The sequence below is a fragment of the Microbacterium sp. CFBP9023 genome, from assembly GCF_034045055.1.
GTDB lineage: Bacteria > Actinomycetota > Actinomycetes > Actinomycetales > Microbacteriaceae > Microbacterium.
This window is the reverse complement of record NZ_JAXCWI010000002.1, coordinates 630,219-642,708: the sequence shown is the minus strand read 5'-3', so window position 1 is coordinate 642,708 and position 12,490 is coordinate 630,219. Positions and strand designations below refer to the sequence as shown.

The following is a 12,490-nucleotide window of genomic DNA, read 5'->3' as shown; positions in this document are numbered from 1 at the left end:
TCCATATCACGGGATGACGGACGTGTCCACGGGTATTGACTCAATCGGTGTTGACTATATTCTGGTCGTCGCGAGACCGCGGACGCGGTCTCGGAGAGGAATGGACATATGGGCATCGGCAGCGGCATCGCGCTCTTCGTCATCGGAGCGATCCTGGTCTTCGCACTCAACATCGACACCGGCGGCTACGTCGATCTCGATCTGATCGGCTACATCCTCATGGGCGCAGGAGTCGTCGTCTTCCTGATCAGCCTCATCCTCACGATGCGCAGCCGTCGCACCGAGACCGTCGACCGCACCGCCGTCGACCCGGCGACCGGCGACCGCGTGACCCGTCGCAGCATGCGCGACAACGAGCCCCTCGCCTGATGTCGGCGTGACCGAGGTGCAGCGCGGCACCGGCGCGATCGTCGTCGGTGTCGCAGCGACCCTCGCCTTCGTCGTGCTGCGGGCGGTGGTCGCCCTCGGCGGTCACGAGCCGCTCGCGATCGACGTCTGGTGGCACGACCTCATGGTCGCGCTGACCAGCGACATCTGGGTCGTCGTCGCCTGGGTCCCGGCAGTGGTCGGCGGCACCATCGGCATGATCGTCGTCGGAGCGCTGCTGATCGCTGCGCTCATCTGGCGCGGTCGGCGGTGGGATGCCGCGACGCTGGCGATCGCGATGGTCGCCGTCGTGGCGATCGGCGCGACCATGGCGGCAGTGATCGGGCGCACGCGACCGGCGGACTCGCTCGCCGAGAGCGTCGCGACGTCCTTCCCATCCGGGCATACGGCTGTCGCCACGACCGTCGTGGTCGTCCTCGCACTCGTGCTCCGTCGTCGATGGGTCTGGGTCGTGGGCGTCGTGTGGGTGCTCCTCATGATGTGGAGCCGCACCTACCTGCACGCCCACTGGCTCAGCGACGTCGTCGCGGGACTGCTCGAGGGCGCCGCCGTCGCGACATTCGTCTGGGCCTGCATGGAGGCGATCCGTGCGCGGCGCCTCGCGTCTGCGACCCCCACTCCCGACACCTCCGAAGAACCGATCGAAAGCACCGTGAATCCATGAACACTCGCGACTCGGCCGCCTCCACCGCGAGAGCCGCCCAGGACTCGACCGCCTTCCGCGTCCTCGCGCGCGTCGGCTACGTCGTGCTCGGCATCCTGCACATCCTCATCGGGGGCATCGCGATCTCGATCGCGACCGGCGGCGGCGGCGAGAACGCCGATCAGGGCGGTGCCATGCAGCAGATCCAGGAGTCTCCCGCCGGCGTGTTCCTGCTGTGGCTGATCGTGCTCGGCCTGCTCGCTCTCGCGATCTGGCAGATCGCCGAGGCGGTCGTCGAGCGCGATCCCGACGCGAAGAAGAAGTGGGCGCACCGGGCGAAGTTCCTCGGCACGGCTGTCGCCTATCTCGCGATCGGCGCGACGGCTCTGGTCTATGCGCTCGGGGGCCAGTCGCAGTCGTCCGAATCCTCCCAGTCGTTCAGCGCGAAGCTGCTCGCGGTGCCGGCCGGCGTCGTGCTCCTCGTGCTCGTCGGACTCGGAGTGGCGGCCGTCGGCGTCGCCTTCGTCGTCCGGGGCATCACTCGCGCGTTCATGGAGCATCTGTCCGTGCCGTCCGGAAAAGCGCGATCCGGCATCGCCGCCTTCGGAACGGCCGGCTATGTCGCCAAGGGCATCGCGGTCGGGGTCGCGGGTGTGCTGTTCGTCATCGCGGCGCTCACGCATGACCCCGAGACCGCCGGCGGCCTGGACTCGGCGCTGCGCGCTCTGGCCGGACTCCCGTTCGGCGCCGTCATCCTGTGGGTGGTCGGTGCAGGCCTCGCTCTGTACGGCCTGTTCTGCTTCGCCCGCGCCCGCTACGCCCGGATGTGAGCTGACCCCGCCGGTCGGGCTTCGCCCGCATATCGAACCGTGCGCCGCCGCGCAACCCTGCGCTGCAGATCGGCCGAGTCGGCCAGGATGTATCCATGAAGATCGTCTCGTACGCAGGCCAGCAGCTGGTGACCACGGATGACGTGGCGGACTCTCTCGTGACTCTCGCCGCAGCCGTCGCCAAAGAGGGGGAGGCCGACGCCGTCGAGATCCCCATCCTCGTCGGCGGGCGCGAGGACTGCGCCGACCTCGTGATCGGCGTGGGCAACGACCTGCTGGTCGGGCCGCACGAGTTCGATGACGACGAGCCCGACTTCAGCGAGCACGCGGCGAAGCTGCAGGCGCACCGCCTCTATCCCGATTCTCCGGACTCGGGAGAGCACGGCGGCCACAGCGACTGGTACGTCGATGTGGACCTCGACCTCGACGGCTCGGCCGCGACGGCACGCTGACCGCGAGGTTCCTTCGCCGACGGCGGAGGGCACGAGAAAGGCGCCCGCCGTCGTCGGGGGTTCTGATCAGTCGGTGGTGAGCAGCACCTTGGTGGCGCGGCGCTCGTCCATGGCCCTGTAGCCCTCGGCCGCCTGCTCGATCGGCAGCGTCAGATCGAAGACGGCCCCCGGATCGATCTGATCGGTCATGATGAGGTCGATCAGCTCGGGCAGGAAGCGGCGCACCGGAGCCGGCCCGCCCAGAAGGCTGACGGTCGAGAAGAACAGGTCCAGGCCGTCGAGCTCGACGCCGTGGCTCACGCCGACGTACCCCACGTGTCCGCCCGGACGCGTGGCGTGGATCGCCTGCATCATCGACTCCTGGGTGCCGACCGCCTCGACGGTGGAGTGGGCGCCGTACCCTCCGGTGAGCTCCTTGATCTTCGCGACGCCTGCGTCGCCGCGCTCCTCGACGATGTCGGTGGCCCCGAACTTCGTCGCCAGAGCCTGACGGTCGGCGTGGCGGGACATCGCGATGACCCGCTCGGCTCCGAGCTGCCTGGCCGCGAGGATCGCGAGCAGGCCGACGGCTCCGTCGCCGACCACGGCGACGGTCTTGCCCGGCCCCGCCTCGGCGGCCACGGCGGCGAACCATCCGGTGCCCAAGACGTCGGATGCCGCGAGCAGGCTGCGCGTCTGCGCGGGGGTCGGATCGCCCTCGACGGTGACGAGAGTGCCGTCGGCGAGAGGGATGCGGGCGTAGTCGGACTGGGTGCCGACGCCGCCCATCATGACCTGGTGGATGCAGCGCGACTGGAATCCCGCCTGGCAGATCTCGCACGTGTTGTCGGACGCGACGAACGATCCCACGACGAAGTCGCCGACCGCGATGTCACGGACCTCGTCGCCGACCTCCTCGACGACGCCGATGTACTCGTGACCCATCGGTGTGGGGTGGTCCACCGGCTCGATGCCCCGGTAGGGCCAGAGGTCCGAGCCGCAGATGCAGGCGGCGGTGACGCGGATGACCGCATCCGTCGGCTCGACGACGGAAGCGCGGGGGACCTCCTCGACGCGGACGTCTCCGGGGGCGTGCATGACGACGGCGCGCATGGTGCGGGTGCTGACGGTGTCCGTGCTCATGATGTTCTCCTTCAGTGGGTGAGGGCGGCGGATGAGGTCGTGTGCGGCGAGTGCCGTGGCGTGCGCCCGCGTGCGGTGCCGATCAGCACCAGGGTGACGGCCGCGAGCACGGTCGCGGAGACGGTGACCACGCCGAGCGGCAGGATGCTCAAGGCACCGGCGACGCCGACGAGCGGGGCGGCGATACCCCCGAAGCCGAACCGCACCATCCCGAGAAGCGACGAGGCGGTGCCGGCGATCTGCGGGTATCCGACCAGAGCGAGGGTGGTGGCCGGGGGAGACGAGATGGAGACGCCCGCGGCGAGGGCGAACAGCGACGCGAGCACGACCCACAGCGGCATCGTCGTGAGTCCGGCGGCGAGCAGGCCGAGAGCGCCGGCGGTCGCGACCACGACACCGGCGGCGAGGACGGCGTGCACGTGCCCTCGTTCGGAGAATCGGCCGGCCAGGTGGCCGAAGACCATGAATCCCGCGGAGTTCGCGCCGAACGCGAGGGCGTAGCCGAGGGGCGACAGGCCGTAGATGTCCTGCAGCACGAACGTCGCGCCGGACAGGTAGGCGAAGAGCGCGGCGTACATCAGCCCCTGATTCAGGACGGCGCCGACGAAGACGCGGTCTCGCAGGAGCGTCCGATAGTCGCTCAGGGTGCGGGTCAGACCGCCGGTCGTCCGTGCCTCGATCGGCAGGGTCTCCCCGAACCGCGCGAGCGCGATGATCAGGATGGCGGCGCCGATGACGGCGAGGAAGACGAAGAGTCCCCGCCAGTCGATGATCGTGTTGAGGAGGCCCCCGAGCAGCGGGCCGACGATCGCCGCGAAGCCGCCGACGACGGTGAGCCGCGCGTAGAAGCGGATCAGCGTCCCGCCGGAGAAGACGTCACGCCCGGCCGCCTGTGCGATCACGATGCCGACGCCGCCGGCGAGTCCCTGCACGAATCGGGCGGCGATCAGCAGCTCGACCGTCGGACTGATCGCGCACAGCATCGACGTGACGATGTACGCCACGATGCCGATGAGCAGGACGCCGCGGCGGCCGTATCGATCCGACACCGGCCCGGCGATGAGCTGACCGGCCGCCAGACCGATGAGGCAGGCGGTCACGGTGAGCTGCGCGACCGACGTGGCGGCGCCCAGCGCTGCCGTGAGAGCCGGAAGAGCGGGCAGATAGAGGTCCATCGAGATCGGCCCGAAGACGGTCAGCAGAAGCAGCAGGGCGGGGAGCACCCGGTCGACGGAGGGGCGGGCTGCGGATGTCATGCTGTCCACTCTGCGCCTGTCGGGTGCTCCGAGGGAGTCCCTGTCGAGGGGTGTACTGCGAGAACCTTCCTGCGAAGCACGGTCGGGGGTAGCGTCCTGAGCATGGACAACAGATCCGAGGTCCGCGAGTTCCTGATGACCCGCCGCGCGCGCGTCGCGCCCGAGTCGGTCGGCATCCCGGCCGGCGGGAACCGACGTGTCGCCGGCCTGCGGCGCAGTGAGGCCGCAGCGCTCGCCGGAGTCAGCGTCGAGTACTACGCGAAGCTCGAGCGCGGCGCGATCGCCGGCGCCTCCGCCGCGGTGCTCGACGCGCTCGCGTCAGCCCTTCGACTCGACGACGCCGAGCGCGCGCATCTGCTCGATCTCGCCCGCGCCGCCGACGGCATCCCGTCGAGCGGCCGCTCGCGTCGCCGGTCGGCGAAGCCCGGGGCTGCACGACCCAGCCTGCAGTGGGCGCTGTCGTCGATCACCGATGCGATCGCGTTCGTCCGCGACCCCCACCAGAACCTGGTCGCCACGAACGATCTCGCCCGAGCCTTCTATTCGCCGGTGATCGGCGACGGCGGCCGCACCCCGAATCTCGCGCGCTTCCAGTTCCTGGACCCGGCAGCGCACGACTTCTATCCCGACTGGGATCTCTTCGCCGAGATGTGCGTCGCGATCATGCGAGCCGAAGCCGGGCGGGATCCGCACGACAAGGGTCTGCAGGATCTCGTCGGCGAGCTGTCGACGCGCAGCGAGACGTTCCGCCGGCTGTGGGCGGCGCACGATGTGCGCATCCACGGCGCCGGCACGAAGCGATTCCGGCATCCGCTCGTCGGCGAGCTGACCCTGGCGTACGAGGAGCTCGCGATCACCGCCGAGCCGGGCAACGTGCTGCTGATCTACTCGGCCGAGCCGGGCTCGCCCTCGGCCGAGCGTCTCGCGCTGCTCGCGTCGTGGTCCCTGGACCAGCGCGTCGTCGAGCCGACCAAGGACGAGAGCCGCGGCTAGCGTCCCACTCCATCGACAGATGGTTGCCTCCGGTCTACAGTTGCACTTTCGCAACCAATAGGCGTATAGTTGACTCTTGTCAACTTTCTACACAGGAGCTCTCCACTGTGACACACATCTCACCCACCTCCTCAGGCGACGCGGTGCGCTCGCCTCGCGAGGTCTTCACCGCGATCTCGGGCCTCGTCGTCGGCATGTTCGTCGCCGTGCTCTCGGGCACCGTGGTGTCGACCTCCATGCCGGTCATCATCGCCGACCTCGGCGGCACCCAGTCGCAGTACACCTGGGTCATCACCGCCAGCCTCCTCGCGACCGCCGTCTCGACCCCCATCTGGGGCAAGCTCGCCGACCTCGTCGATCGCAAGATCCTCGTGCAGCTGTCGCTGATCATCTTCACGGTCGGCACCGTGATCGCCGGCTTCTCGACCGACACCAACATGCTCATCGCGGTCCGCGTGATCCAGGGCATCGGCGTCGGCGGACTGATGTCGCTCGTGATGATCGCGGTCGCCCTCATCATCTCGCCGCGCGAGCGCGGCAAGTACATGGGCGTCGTCGGCGGAATCATGGCCCTCGGCACCATCGGCGGCCCGCTGCTCGGCGGACTCCTCACCGACGTCTGGGGCTGGCGCTCCAACTTCTTCGTCGGAGTGCCCTTCGCCATCCTCGCCCTCGTGCTGCTGCAGTTCACCCTGCACCTGCCCAAGCCCCAGCGCGACCGCAAGGTGTCGATCGACTACTTCGGCATCGTGCTGCTCGCGGTCGGCGTCTCGACCCTGCTCATCTGGGTCTCGATGGGCGGCAGCCAGTTCGACTGGGACTCCTCGACCAGCATCATGCTCGCCGTCACCGCGGGTGTCGCGATCGCCGCGTTCATCACCGTCGAGTTCTTCGTCAAGGAACCGATCGTGCCGATGTCGCTGTTCCGCAACCGCACCTTCACGCTGTCGGTCATCGCGTCGATCGCCATCGGCGTCTCGATGTTCGCGACCTCGGTGTTCCTCGCCCAGTACTTCCAGCTCGCTCGCGGTGCCACACCGACCGAGTCCGGCCTCATGACGATCCCGATGATCGTCGGACAGATGGGTGCGTCGATCATCATCGGCCAGCTCGTCAGCCGCTTCGGCAAGTGGAAGGGATGGATGCTCACGGGCTCCGTGCTGACCACGATCGGCGTCAGCCTGATGGCGACCCTGCGCTACGACACCCCGTTCCCGCTGGTCGCGACCTACATGTTCGTGCTCGGCGCAGGTCTCGGCATGGTCATGCAGAACCTCACGCTCATCGTGCAGAACGACACCGCGCCGCAGCAGCTGGGCGCCGCCTCGTCGAACGTCAACTTCTTCCGCACGATCGCCGGCACCATCGGCGTGACGGTCATGGGCGCCTCGCTCTCGACCAGCGTCGGCAACTACATCTCCGACGCGCTCGAGGGATTCACTCCCACGACGCCCGATGAGATCGACGCGCTGAAGCACCTCGCCTCCGGCGATGTGCCCAAGGTGACGCAGCTGCCCGACACGATCCGCACGATCGTCGAGGGAGCCTACGGCCACGGCATCGCGGATGCGTTCATCATCGCCATCCCGCTCGCAGTGATCGCCATCATCGCGATCGCGTTCATCAAGAACAAGCCGCTGTCGACGAAGAACGCCGCCGAGCAGCTGCGCGAGCAGGCCGAGGAGTCCGTTCTCGAGGTCTCCGAGGCCGAGGTCGGCGCCACCATGTCGACCGGAGCCATCCGCATCTCGGGCACCGAGTCCGCCTCACCCTCGACCGGCTCGGTGACGACCGTGCTCGAGCGCGACGAGCGGGAGTCGGGGCGCTGACATGGTCACCTCCGAAGCGGCGGCGCCCGCCGACGTCGACACCGCCCTCGGCGACCTCCAGACGCATCTGAACCTCATCTTCGCGAGGACTCGGACGCTCTGGAGGGAGTCGGCGGCGCGCATCGACCCCGAGCTGCAGGTGGGCGGCTACAAGCTGCTGACCTTCATCGATCGGGCGGGCTCCGCCAGCGCTCACGAGCTCGCCGAGCGCTTCGAGATGGACAAGTCCGTCATCAGTCGCCAGGTGCGGATGCTCGAGGAGCTGGGCCTGATCGAGTCGAGGCCGGACGAGCGTGACGGCCGGCTGCGGGTCCTGACGGCGACGCCGTCGGCCTGCTCCGCCCTCACCGAGCTGCGCAGCGACCACGCCTCGCGCCTGCGCACGGTCGTGGCCGAGCTCACGCAGGACGAGATCCACGCGGCATCCAAGGTGTTCCGTCTGCTCTCAGAGGTCTGAGCGAGAGCCCGGGCCGATCACGCGACGTGTCGGCCCGGGTTGTCGAGAGCGATATTCTGTGGTTCAGTCGAATGTCTTGACTTCGCGATTCGGCGTCCCAAGACCGTAAAGAACGGTACTTCGGATGAACTGGATCGCCTCCAACCTCGGATTGATCGTCGATCTGACGATCAATCACGTGCGTCTGGCGATCATCCCGATCATCCTCGGCTTCCTGATCGCGGTGCCGCTGGGCTGGGTGGCCAGCCGCAATCGCGTCGCCCGGACGTTCATCATCACGACGGGCAGCCTGCTCTACACGATCCCGTCCCTGCCGCTCTTCGTCATCCTGCCGGTCATCCTCGGCACCCGGATCCTCGATGACACGAACCTGGTCGTGGCGCTGACGATCTACGCGGTCGCGATCATGCTGCGCTCGGCGACCGACGCCTTCGGATCGGTCGATCGGTCGATCATCGAGTCGGCGAAGGCCATCGGCTTCTCGCGCAGCGGCCGGTTGTGGCGCGTCGAGTTCCCTCTCGCCGGGCCCGTGCTGATCGCCGGCCTCCGCGTGGTCTCCGTGTCGACCATCGCCCTCGTCTCGGTGGGCGTGATCATCGGCTCGGAGAATCTCGGCTACCTCTTCCAGAACGGCAAGCAGCGCGGCATCCTCGAGGAGGTCGTCGTCGGGATCGTCATGAGCCTGCTCATCGCTCTCGTCTTCGACCTGATCCTCGTGGCGATCGGGCGGGTCCTCATGCCCTGGAGCCGCGCCGCCGGCGTGCGCGGCACGAGCGGCGACCCGACCGACTCCGACCCCGCGACCGACAGTGTCAGCACCCGTCGAGTGCTCGCGCCCCCGGGGGCCGGTGTCCGATGAACTTCTTCCTCGACGCCATCGCCTGGATCCTCGACCCCGCCAACTGGGTGCCGGGCTCGCAGAGCCCGCTGCCCATCGGCGACCGACTCGTCGAGCATCTCATCTACTCGGGCGTCTCGCTCGTCATCGCGATGCTGATCGCTCTGCCGCTCGGCTTCTACATCGGGCACACCGGGCGCGGTCGCCAGTTCGTGATCGGCTTCACCGGTGCGATGCGCGCTCTCCCGACGCTCGGGCTCCTGTTCTTCCTGACGATGGTGCTGCGCTCCGGTCTCAGCACCACTCCGGCCGTGCTCGTCGGCTCCGTCGTCGCGTTCGTGCTGCTGGCGATCCCGTCGCTGCTCGCCGGCGCCTACGCCGGGCTCGAGAGCGTCAGCCGCGAGTCGATCGATGCGGCGCGCGCGATCGGGATGACCGAGATGCAGATCCTCCGCAAGGTCGAGATCCCTCTCGGGCTGCCGGTGATCATCGGCGGGATCCGCTCGGCCACGCTGCAGGTCATCGCGACCGTGACGATCGCGTCGTACGTCGGACTCGGCGGCCTCGGGCGGATCATCTCGTCGGGCATCGGCCTCAACGACTACACCGTGATCCTCGGCGGGGCGCTCCTGGTGACCGTTCTCGCGCTGAGCGTCGACGGCGTCTTCGCGCTCCTCCAGCGCCTCACCCGTACTCGGGGGCAGACGAGCCGTCCCCTCCGCAGTGTGCAGCGAAACAGGTCGGATGCCGCTGTGGCGCCGATCGTCGACGAAAGGACCCCCGCATGACCTCTCGAGCCCGTAAGACCTGGCTGACGGCCTGCCTGCTCGCCGTCAGCACCACCGTCGCGCTCGCCGGCTGCGCGACCGCCGACCCGACGTCCTCGGGCGGTGACGCCGCCGAGGGCGACGCGATCGTCGTGGGCTCCTTCGCCTTCCCCGAGAGCGAGATCCTCGGCGAGATCTACGCGCAGGCGCTCGAGGCCGAGGGCTTCGACGTCTCGACCAAGTTCAACATCGGTCCGCGCCAGCAGACGATCCCCGCGCTGCAGGACGGGTCCATCAACCTCATCCCGGAGTACAACGGCAACCTGCTGGCGTACTACGACACGGCGTACGAGGAGCGGACGACCGAGGACGTCGATGCGGCGCTGCCGGATGCGGTGGGCGCGGACGACCTGCAGGTGCTCGACTCGGCCGAGGCCGAGGACAAGGACGCCTACGTGGTGACGAAGAAGACGGCCGAGGACAACGACCTGACGGCCATCGGAGACCTGAAGGCGCTCGAGCCGTTCTCCCTGGCGTCGAACCCGCAGTTCGGCGAACTCGGCTACGGGATCCCGGGGCTGCGCGACGTCTACGGCGTGGGCGTCGAAGCGGGACAGGTCACGTTCGTCCCGTACGAGGACTTCGGCGGTCCCGACACGGTGCAGGCGCTCGTCGACGGCACGGTGCAGGTGGCCGACATCTACACGACGTCGCCGGCGATCAAGTCAGAGGACCTCGTCGTCCTCGAGGACCCGGAGAACATGATCTCGGCGCAGAACGTCATCCCGCTGCTCTCGAAGGACATCTACACCGACAAGCTCGCCGAGGTGCTCAATGCGATCTCCGCGAAGCTCACCACCGACGACCTGATCGACTTGCGCGAACGGGTCGAGGGCGACGAGAAGGCGTCGGCTGCGACCGCGGCGGAAGAATGGCTCACCACCGCAGGTCTGCTCGACAAGTGATCGTGCGGACGGATCGCGAGTCGGTGATGTGATCGAAGCCCCGCCGGCACAGCGCCGGCGGGGCTTCATCGTAAGCTGGCGAGCATGAGTGCCTCGTCCGACGAAGTCGCCCCGATAGACGGCGCCGCAACCCCTGACCTCGATCAGGCGATCTCGAGGGTCGAGCACGAGCTGGGCAGGCTCTTCGCCCGCATCCGGGTGAGCTGGCGCGAAGCCGCGACCACCGTGCATCCCGACCTGCAGCCTCTCGGATACCAGGTGCTCACGTCGATCGCCACCGGCAAGGCGACCTCGGCCGGCGCCATCATCGAGCGGCTGCAGACCGACAAATCGGCCGTCAGTCGGCACGTGCGCCAGCTCGAGCAGCTCGGTCTCGTCGAGAGCGTCCCCGACCCGGACGATCGCCGCGCGCGGGTGCTCGTCGCCACGGAGCTGGCGCAGGAGCGGGTGGCCCTCGCCCGCGCTCGGTACGAAGAGCGCCTCGGCGAGAGGCTGCGCCGCTGGACGGCCGAGGATCTCGACCACTTCGCGGAGCTGCTCGCCGCCTTCGGCGACTGAGCCGAAGGCGGCGGACCGTTCGCCACGGGGGCTGGACGCAGACGCGAGCCCGGACGAGACTGATCTCACGACTACGGGAATGAGGAACAGTCATGGCATACAGGGTCGGATACTTCGTCGGAAGCCTCTCGTCCACCTCGATCAACCGCATCCTCGCGACGGCGCTGATCAGGCTGGCGCCGGATGATCTCGAGTTCTTCGAGATCCCGATCCGAGACCTCCCCCTCTACAGCCAGGACTATGACGCCGACTACCCCGCGGTGGCCGTCGATCTGAAGGAGTCCATCGCCTCGGCTGATGCGGTGCTCTTCGTGACGCCCGAGTACAACCGCTCGATCCCCGGCGGCCTCAAGAACGCGATCGACTGGGCGTCGCGGCCGTGGGGGCAGAACTCCTTCGACCACATCCCCGCCGCGGTGATCGGCGCCTCGGTGGGCGCGATCGGCACGGCGGTCGCCCAGCAGAGCCTGCGCGGGGTGCTGAGCTTCTGCAACGCCCGTCAGATGACGGCGCCCGAGGCCTACATCCAGTTCTCGCCCGACACCTTCGCCGATGACGGGACGGTCCACAACGAGGGCACCGCGACCTTCCTCCGCGACTACCTGGTCGAGTTCCGAGACCACATCGAACGCGTGCTCACGGTGCTGCCGCGCGACACCGACGTGTGAACCCGGGGGCGCGAGCCGCGTAGCCTGAACCACATGACGCTCACGAAAGCCCGCACCGCCGCAGAGGTCGTCGACTGGCGACGCCGTGTCTTCGCCCTCTACGACGCCGTGCGTCGGGCGGACTCCGCCGAAGACGCGCACGAGCTCTGGCGCATCGAGCGCGACGACCTGCTGCTGCACCATGCGGCGACCCCGCTGATGGCCGACGATCGACCGCTGTTCGAAGGGCTCCCGATCGCGTCGTACGATCCGCAGTGGCGCTTCGAGCTGCCGATCCTCGAGGCCGAGCCCGGGGGCTTCGAGTTCGCGACCGGCACCGACGGCGTGGTTCCCTTCGAGCGCATCGGCAGGGTCGAGGTCCCCGACACCGGGTCGCTCGACGTGTGGCGTCTGACGACCTACGGCGGCGGGATCTTCATCCCCGTGCGCGACGCTCTCGCCGGTCGTCCGGGCGGAACCTACGGAGGCGGCCGCTATCTGATCGACACGATCAAGGGCGCCGACCTCGGGTCGGATGCCGAGCGCGGCACGATCGTGCTCGACTTCAACTTCGCCTACAACCCCTCGTGCGCCTACGACCCGGCGTGGGCCTGCCCGCTCGCCCAGCCGGGCAATGTGCTCGAGGTCGCGGTGCCCGTGGGGGAGATGTACGGCCGCGTCGCCCACTGAGCATCCGGTCTGCATATCTCCGCAGGGGAATACTCGGCACCCCAGGGCGCTTGTCC

At 68.6% G+C, this 12,490-nt stretch carries 15 protein-coding genes; 13 read left to right on the top strand and 2 right to left on the bottom strand.

From position 1 onward, the window contains the following. Positions 1-108: 108 nt before the first annotated feature. The 4 genes from SOM10_RS13675 to SOM10_RS13660 all read left to right on the top strand — a co-directional run bounded on the left by SOM10_RS13675 (position 109) and on the right by SOM10_RS13660 (position 2,312). The gene (locus SOM10_RS13675) at positions 109-369 is read left to right on the top strand and encodes a DUF6458 family protein (protein ID WP_053097641.1); all 261 of its coding nucleotides are present in this window, start codon (positions 109-111) and stop codon (positions 367-369) included. A 7-nt stretch (positions 370-376) separates the two neighbouring features. Continuing rightward, positions 377-1,051 (top strand): phosphatase PAP2 family protein, encoded by a 675-nt coding sequence (locus tag SOM10_RS13670; RefSeq protein WP_320490521.1) that lies wholly within the window; start codon positions 377-379, stop codon positions 1,049-1,051. Further along, positions 1,048-1,860, top strand: a complete 813-nt coding sequence (locus SOM10_RS13665) for a DUF1206 domain-containing protein (RefSeq protein ID WP_053097639.1) — start codon at positions 1,048-1,050, stop codon at positions 1,858-1,860. Before SOM10_RS13670 ends, SOM10_RS13665 begins: the two co-directional genes overlap by 4 nt. A gap of 95 nt (positions 1,861-1,955) precedes the next feature. Next, positions 1,956-2,312: a hypothetical protein gene (locus SOM10_RS13660; protein ID WP_056279548.1), complete on the top strand. Its 357-nt coding sequence runs from the start codon at positions 1,956-1,958 to the stop codon at positions 2,310-2,312. A 66-nt stretch (positions 2,313-2,378) separates the two neighbouring features. Here the strand turns inward: SOM10_RS13660 and SOM10_RS13655 are convergent, their stop codons facing one another. Beyond that, positions 2,379-3,404: a zinc-dependent alcohol dehydrogenase family protein gene (locus SOM10_RS13655; protein WP_320490744.1), complete on the bottom strand. Its 1,026-nt coding sequence runs from the start codon at positions 3,402-3,404 to the stop codon at positions 2,379-2,381. A 41-nt stretch (positions 3,405-3,445) separates the two neighbouring features. Next, positions 3,446-4,690, bottom strand: a complete 1,245-nt coding sequence (locus SOM10_RS13650; protein ID WP_072591763.1) for a multidrug effflux MFS transporter — start codon at positions 4,688-4,690, stop codon at positions 3,446-3,448. Positions 4,691-4,792: 102 nt separating this feature from the next. Here SOM10_RS13650 and SOM10_RS13645 point away from each other — a divergent pair, with 102 nt between their 5' ends. From SOM10_RS13645 to SOM10_RS13605, 9 genes are all read left to right on the top strand, one after another. Next, positions 4,793-5,683, top strand: coding sequence for a helix-turn-helix transcriptional regulator (locus SOM10_RS13645; protein WP_230100420.1), 891 nt, complete (start codon positions 4,793-4,795; stop codon positions 5,681-5,683). 107 nt (positions 5,684-5,790) lie between these two features. Then, complete coding sequence (locus SOM10_RS13640; RefSeq protein WP_082297877.1) at positions 5,791-7,512, top strand: MDR family MFS transporter; 1,722 nt, start codon at positions 5,791-5,793, stop codon at positions 7,510-7,512. A 1-nt stretch (position 7,513) separates the two neighbouring features. Next, positions 7,514-7,969 (top strand): MarR family winged helix-turn-helix transcriptional regulator, encoded by a 456-nt coding sequence (locus SOM10_RS13635; RefSeq protein ID WP_053097635.1) that lies wholly within the window; start codon positions 7,514-7,516, stop codon positions 7,967-7,969. Positions 7,970-8,093: 124 nt separating this feature from the next. Further along, complete coding sequence (locus SOM10_RS13630; protein WP_320490516.1) at positions 8,094-8,828, top strand: ABC transporter permease; 735 nt, start codon at positions 8,094-8,096, stop codon at positions 8,826-8,828. Further along, positions 8,825-9,595: an ABC transporter permease gene (locus tag SOM10_RS13625; protein ID WP_320490514.1), complete on the top strand. Its 771-nt coding sequence runs from the start codon at positions 8,825-8,827 to the stop codon at positions 9,593-9,595. Before SOM10_RS13630 ends, SOM10_RS13625 begins: the two co-directional genes overlap by 4 nt. Then, on the top strand, positions 9,592-10,539 hold the full coding sequence (locus SOM10_RS13620; protein ID WP_053097631.1) for an ABC transporter substrate-binding protein: 948 nt from the start codon (positions 9,592-9,594) through the stop codon (positions 10,537-10,539). The genes SOM10_RS13625 and SOM10_RS13620 overlap by 4 nt, the downstream gene beginning before the upstream one ends. A gap of 84 nt (positions 10,540-10,623) precedes the next feature. Next, positions 10,624-11,097, top strand: a complete 474-nt coding sequence (locus SOM10_RS13615; RefSeq protein WP_072591758.1) for a MarR family winged helix-turn-helix transcriptional regulator — start codon at positions 10,624-10,626, stop codon at positions 11,095-11,097. A gap of 92 nt (positions 11,098-11,189) precedes the next feature. Beyond that, on the top strand, positions 11,190-11,765 hold the full coding sequence (locus SOM10_RS13610; RefSeq protein WP_053097629.1) for an NADPH-dependent FMN reductase: 576 nt from the start codon (positions 11,190-11,192) through the stop codon (positions 11,763-11,765). A gap of 33 nt (positions 11,766-11,798) precedes the next feature. After that, positions 11,799-12,434 carry a DUF1684 domain-containing protein gene (locus tag SOM10_RS13605; RefSeq protein WP_320490510.1) on the top strand — a complete coding sequence of 212 codons (636 nt, stop codon included), beginning with the start codon at positions 11,799-11,801 and terminating at the stop codon, positions 12,432-12,434. Positions 12,435-12,490: the final 56 nt, after the last annotated feature.

Excerpts from the sequence above, each read along its gene's own strand:
- SOM10_RS13645 (WP_230100420.1), top strand. The coding sequence starts at position 4,793 with ATGGACAACAGATCCGAGGTCCGCGAGTTCCTGATGACCCGCCGCGCG.
- SOM10_RS13635 (WP_053097635.1), top strand. The coding sequence starts at position 7,514 with ATGGTCACCTCCGAAGCGGCGGCGCCCGCCGACGTCGACACCGCCCTC.
- SOM10_RS13610 (WP_053097629.1), top strand. The coding sequence starts at position 11,190 with ATGGCATACAGGGTCGGATACTTCGTCGGAAGCCTCTCGTCCACCTCG.
- SOM10_RS13615 (WP_072591758.1), top strand. The coding sequence starts at position 10,624 with ATGAGTGCCTCGTCCGACGAAGTCGCCCCGATAGACGGCGCCGCAACC.
- SOM10_RS13650 (WP_072591763.1), bottom strand. The coding sequence starts at position 4,690 with ATGACATCCGCAGCCCGCCCCTCCGTCGACCGGGTGCTCCCCGCCCTG.
- SOM10_RS13655 (WP_320490744.1), bottom strand. The coding sequence starts at position 3,404 with ATGCGCGCCGTCGTCATGCACGCCCCCGGAGACGTCCGCGTCGAGGAG.
- SOM10_RS13620 (WP_053097631.1), top strand. The coding sequence starts at position 9,592 with ATGACCTCTCGAGCCCGTAAGACCTGGCTGACGGCCTGCCTGCTCGCC.
- SOM10_RS13675 (WP_053097641.1), top strand. The coding sequence starts at position 109 with ATGGGCATCGGCAGCGGCATCGCGCTCTTCGTCATCGGAGCGATCCTG.
- SOM10_RS13665 (WP_053097639.1), top strand. The coding sequence starts at position 1,048 with ATGAACACTCGCGACTCGGCCGCCTCCACCGCGAGAGCCGCCCAGGAC.
- SOM10_RS13660 (WP_056279548.1), top strand. The coding sequence starts at position 1,956 with ATGAAGATCGTCTCGTACGCAGGCCAGCAGCTGGTGACCACGGATGAC.
- SOM10_RS13605 (WP_320490510.1), top strand. The coding sequence starts at position 11,799 with ATGACGCTCACGAAAGCCCGCACCGCCGCAGAGGTCGTCGACTGGCGA.
- SOM10_RS13625 (WP_320490514.1), top strand. The coding sequence starts at position 8,825 with ATGAACTTCTTCCTCGACGCCATCGCCTGGATCCTCGACCCCGCCAAC.
- SOM10_RS13630 (WP_320490516.1), top strand. The coding sequence starts at position 8,094 with ATGAACTGGATCGCCTCCAACCTCGGATTGATCGTCGATCTGACGATC.